The 4397-nt window shown below is 59.2% G+C and carries 6 protein-coding genes; 5 read left to right on the top strand and 1 reads right to left on the bottom strand.

Annotated features, from left to right (window positions below; all coding sequences use genetic code 11):
* Positions 1 to 8: 8 nt before the first annotated feature.
* A complete protein-coding gene (locus D6B98_RS42140; protein WP_502699969.1) occupies positions 9 to 347 on the bottom strand; it encodes a transposase in 339 nt (112 codons plus the stop codon).
* Between the two features lie 226 nt (positions 348 to 573).
* Here D6B98_RS42140 and D6B98_RS39355 point away from each other — a divergent pair, with 226 nt between their 5' ends.
* From D6B98_RS39355 to D6B98_RS39335, 5 genes are all read left to right on the top strand, one after another.
* A complete protein-coding gene (locus D6B98_RS39355; protein ID WP_126262226.1) occupies positions 574 to 1191 on the top strand; it encodes a hypothetical protein in 618 nt (205 codons plus the stop codon).
* 420 nt (positions 1192 to 1611) lie between these two features.
* A complete protein-coding gene (locus tag D6B98_RS39350; protein ID WP_164719166.1) occupies positions 1612 to 2388 on the top strand; it encodes a cupin-like domain-containing protein in 777 nt (258 codons plus the stop codon).
* Complete coding sequence (locus D6B98_RS39345) at positions 2381 to 3358, top strand: threonine/serine dehydratase (RefSeq protein ID WP_126262224.1); 978 nt, start codon at positions 2381 to 2383, stop codon at positions 3356 to 3358. Before D6B98_RS39350 ends, D6B98_RS39345 begins: the two co-directional genes overlap by 8 nt.
* Before the next feature lie 505 nt (positions 3359 to 3863).
* Entirely contained in the window at positions 3864 to 4100 is a 237-nt protein-coding gene (locus tag D6B98_RS39340; RefSeq protein ID WP_126262223.1) for a hypothetical protein, read from the top strand.
* The gene (locus D6B98_RS39335) at positions 4090 to 4326 is read left to right on the top strand and encodes a recombinase family protein (protein ID WP_245481540.1); all 237 of its coding nucleotides are present in this window, start codon (positions 4090 to 4092) and stop codon (positions 4324 to 4326) included. The genes D6B98_RS39340 and D6B98_RS39335 overlap by 11 nt, the downstream gene beginning before the upstream one ends.
* Positions 4327 to 4397 lie beyond the last annotated feature (71 nt).

Below are 4397 nucleotides of genomic sequence, written 5' to 3'. Positions count from 1 at the left end.
CCTGGTGGCTACGATGAACCAGAAATCCTCCTTCCGGAAAACCCTTCAATCTGTCTCAAGAGTGCTGACGGCGAACAGTCCAGGCCATCCTGGCGAGCTTGTTGGCAAGCGCGATGGCCGGTGGGCCGCCGGGCCAACAATCGCGTGAGCCATGGCCGATGATCGGTGCCATGGAACTTGGCGTAGCGGATTACAGCGAGCGCGCCAGCCGTGTACAGGCTACGCAAATAGCGATCGCCCTGCTTGCTGATGCTGCCAAGCTTGTCTTTGCTCCCGCTCGAGCTCTGCTTTGGCGCGAGACCAACACAGGCCGAGAAGTGCCGCCCGATCCCTAGCCGAGTTCGCACAAATAGGCCTACGAAATAAGGTAGTTGAAGGATTGCTGTTTGCACGGCACCTTCCAGCTTGGATCCAGCGCTCAGTCAGTGGTGAGCTGAACCGGGGACACGAGCTCGCCCCCGGGGGACCCAGAGTGCGACTCCGAACAGACCACACTCCTCAACCAATCTGCGCCAGTAACTAACGGAGGATTACCCAATGGCTTATGAAACTCTTGTGGATCTATCTCAGGACTTGCTGGTCATCACGGCGAGATTCCAGGAGCAGCTCGAAGATGTGGCAGACCAGCTCGACCTCGCGACGCGCTCTGGCGCACGAGTGTCGAGATCGCGGGCGAGGCGCGCATTGCGCGACGAGAACCTGTCCCGTGCACGTCTCGATCGTGCAGCGCGTTCAGGGTTGCGGGCCGATCGTGCGGCGCGCTCCCTGCGCGACGAAGAGCTGCGGGCCGAGCTCGCCGATCGTGCGGCGCGCTCGTTGCGAGATGAGGAACTGCGGGCCGATCGTGCAGCGCGCTCCCTGCGCGACGAAGAGCTGCGGGCCGAGCTCGTCGATCGTGCGGCGCGCTCGTTGCGAGATGAGGAACTGCGGGCCGATCGTGCAGCGCGCTCCCTGCGCGATGAAGAGCTGCGGGCCGAGCTCGCCGATCGTGCGGCGCGCTCGTTGCGAGATGAGGAACTGCGGGCCGATCGTGCAGCGCGCTCCCTGCGCGACGAAGAGCTGCGGGCCGAGCTCGCCGATCGTGCGGCGCGCTCGTTGCGAGATGAGGAACTGCGGGCCGATCGTGCAGCGCGCTCCCTGCGCGACGAAGAGCTGCGGGCCGAGCTCGCCGATCGTGCGGCGCGCTCGTGACGCGACGAAGGGAGTGAAATGGCCGCGCGATCGGCGCGTGAGCTGGGAACGGTGGCCGCCCGATGGTGGCGCGACTTCCAGGCGGTCTAGAATTGTGAAGTAGTGCAGTGCTCACTCCATCCGAGAAGCGAGTCGGATTCCTCCTGAATTTGGAGATCCGACCGCATATCTCGATAAGGAATACTTCGTCCGCCATCGCATCGAGACGACTAAGCGAATCCTTCTCACCGCCAGAATCGATGTGCCGGCCGTTGCTTCGCATGATCGAGGAGGACCACGATAGTAATCGTTTCTAGAGGTCACTACACCACGGAAGAGTTGAACCAGGATATCCTTTATAGGCGGGACCTTAAGCAGCACAGCTAAAGTCAGACGAAACTCCTCCGCTCGATGCGACGGAGTTCAAATTTAGGAGTTATCATGAATCCGTCGGTGGTTAACAGAGCGTGGCTGGAGACCGCGCAATCGATCGATAGCATCGCTACTCCGAGTGCAGAGGAATTTCATCGGCGATTTGTGCGTCCGGCGCTTCCGGTCGTCATCAAAGGCGCGGCATTGACCCTGGGGGCTATCGAACGTTGGACCTCCGGCTACTTAAAGGCAGCAGCAGGCCATAGGCGTGTGCCCATCGAATTCTCTCCGGATAAAGAGTTCGCTGTGCCAGAGCGAATTGGTAAAGATCAAACCCACTCGACGTTTGGCCGCTTCGTCGATTATCTGCTCTATGGCGACGCGGCAAGTCAAACGACCTATTACCTCGCCCAGATTGATGCGTTGCGGTATCTCCCTGAACTTGTGGGTGATGTCGTTCGTCCGCCGTTCGCCCCACTCGCGAAGATCATGAGGCCTCCATACTTATGGATGGGCATTGGCCGTAACGCCTCGAAGCTGCATTACGATTCCTACGATAACCTGTATGCAATGATAAACGGTCGTAAGCATATTACCTTGTTCCCGCCGGCGGATCGCAGGAACCTCTACCCATATAACGACCATCCTAAGTATCGTCACTTTAGTCGTTTAAATCTTCGCCTTCCAGATCTCGATCGGTTTCCGAGATTGTTGAACGCGCGGCCTTTCGAATGCGTATTGTGTCGTGGCGATATTCTTTACATTCCGGAGGGGTGGTGGCACTATCTTCGATCGCACGGCCTGAACGTTGCGGTGAACTGGTGGTGGATAGAAGGGCATGCCTGAGGGCGCTGGCGCAAGCCTTGTTGGCCGCATAGTTGCGGCTGAAGCTCGCATCAGATCACTCGTGAGGGAGACTTTCGTCGACCATTCCCCTATTCTTTCGGCTTTGTCCGGGGGAGGGGAGGTATGGCTCAAGTACGAGAACCTTCAGCACACGGGATCTTTCAAGGTCCGCGGCGCTCTCAACAAAATCCTGTCCCTCTCCAAAGACGATCTCGCCCGCGGCGTCATCGCCTCGTCAACGGGGAACCATGGACTAGGCGTCGCCTACAGCCTTTCCGCGCTAAAGGCACGCGGGACCATATTTCTGCCCACGACTGCCTCGAAATCCAAGATCATCGCTCTTGAGCAGTACAAATCCGTCAAGCTGCAGTTTTTCGGCGCGGATGCGGTTACCTCCGAAGCACACGCGCGCGAAGTCGCGGTCGTCCAACATCGGGCATACATCTCACCCTATAATGACTTAGACGTTATCGTGGGTCAGGGCACTATTGGCATTGAACTTGAGCGGCAATGCCCTAAGCTAGACGCAGTGTTCGTATCGGTCGGTGGCGGCGGCCTTATCAGCGGCATCGCTAGTTATCTCAAGCCCCGCCATCCTGACCTCCGGATCGTCGGCTGCTGGCCTGAGAATTCCCCGGCATTGTATCTTGCGTTAAAGGCTGGAAAAATAGTCGATGTGTCCGAGAACCCTACATTGTCGGACGGCACTGCGGGCGGCATCGAAAGTGAGGCCATCACTTTCAGTTACGCCAGAGATCTCATAGACGAGTGCGTCCTGGTTCAGGAAAACGAAATCGCGGACGCTATTCGGCTCGTGCTCGCTGGCCACAGGATGGCAATCGAAGGAGCCGCAGGAGTAGCGGTAGCCGGCTATCTGAAGACGGCAGAGCGATACGCTGGCCAGAACGTTGCCGTCGTGGTATGCGGCGGTAACATTTCCTATGAGACGCTATGCTCAATCCTCTGCTAACAGAGTGTAGCGAGACCGAACTTTGGACCACCCAGAACTAGAGTTTTGCGCCTTGGTCACGTTGGCGGGCTGGTGGCGCCGGCGTGATTTTGCAGCAAAATCGGCGGCCGATTGCCGATGGCTCCATGGGGCCGCTCCTCGTTGTACAACAAGGCTTGAGAACGCCCAAGGGACCGTATGCCGTGAGGTTCTGTACCGGCATCACCCTTGGGTAGGCCGCGAGGTTTTCGTCCATGGTGTGATCGACAAGGCGGACGGCGTTGTTTTCCGCTGCACGCTGGATGGATCGGAGACGCAGCGTTTTCTGGAGATCCCATCCTGGATGTTCGACCGCGCGGCATGTGCTCGCGGTGGCAGCCTAACGGCAGAGCCGTTTGTCAGCCTGAAGGGCTCAACGCGTTGTCGTCGCTTGTCGATTCGGCGGTCAAGAGCGCGACATCATCATTGAATGAACCGCTTTCCGGTGCATGCGGAGTCTCTCACGATCAGAATCGGGGAGAGGCTCATGGCAAGCAGGACGGCGATATCGGCGAACCCGGTTCGGCGCAACCGGCGGTTCGGCGTGCATCAGATGGACCTGTTCACGGGTGGCATAGCGCACGGCGCCGTCGGTGTACCGGAATGGCGGGAGCTGCCGAAGGAGGCGCAGGATGCGCTGGTGAACTTGATGACGCAGCTGGTGCTGGACCATGCACGAGTAAGCGCAATGCTCGCGAAGAGGGAAGACGGTCATGATCAGTGACAAGGTCCGCCCTCACCATCTCGAGCGCAAGGCGATCCTCTATGTGCGCCAGTCCTCCGCCCATCAGGTTCTGCACAATCGTGAGAGCAGCGCGTTGCAATACGCGATGCGCGACCGATTGACGGCGCTGGGGTGGTCCAAGATCGAGGTGATCGACGATGATCTTGGGCGTTCCGCTGCCGGCGGCGTCCAGCGCGCGGGCTTCGAGCGGATGGTGGCCGAGTGAGCTGGTCCCGCAAATCTGAACAGCGCGATAAGTGGAGTTTCTGCCTGACGGCGGGCAAGATTGACCCGCGA

Source organism: Bradyrhizobium sp. LVM 105, assembly GCF_003957705.1.
In the GTDB taxonomy this organism is placed as follows: domain Bacteria; phylum Pseudomonadota; class Alphaproteobacteria; order Rhizobiales; family Xanthobacteraceae; genus Bradyrhizobium; species Bradyrhizobium frederickii.
This window is presented reverse-complemented; position numbering and strand designations above follow the sequence as displayed.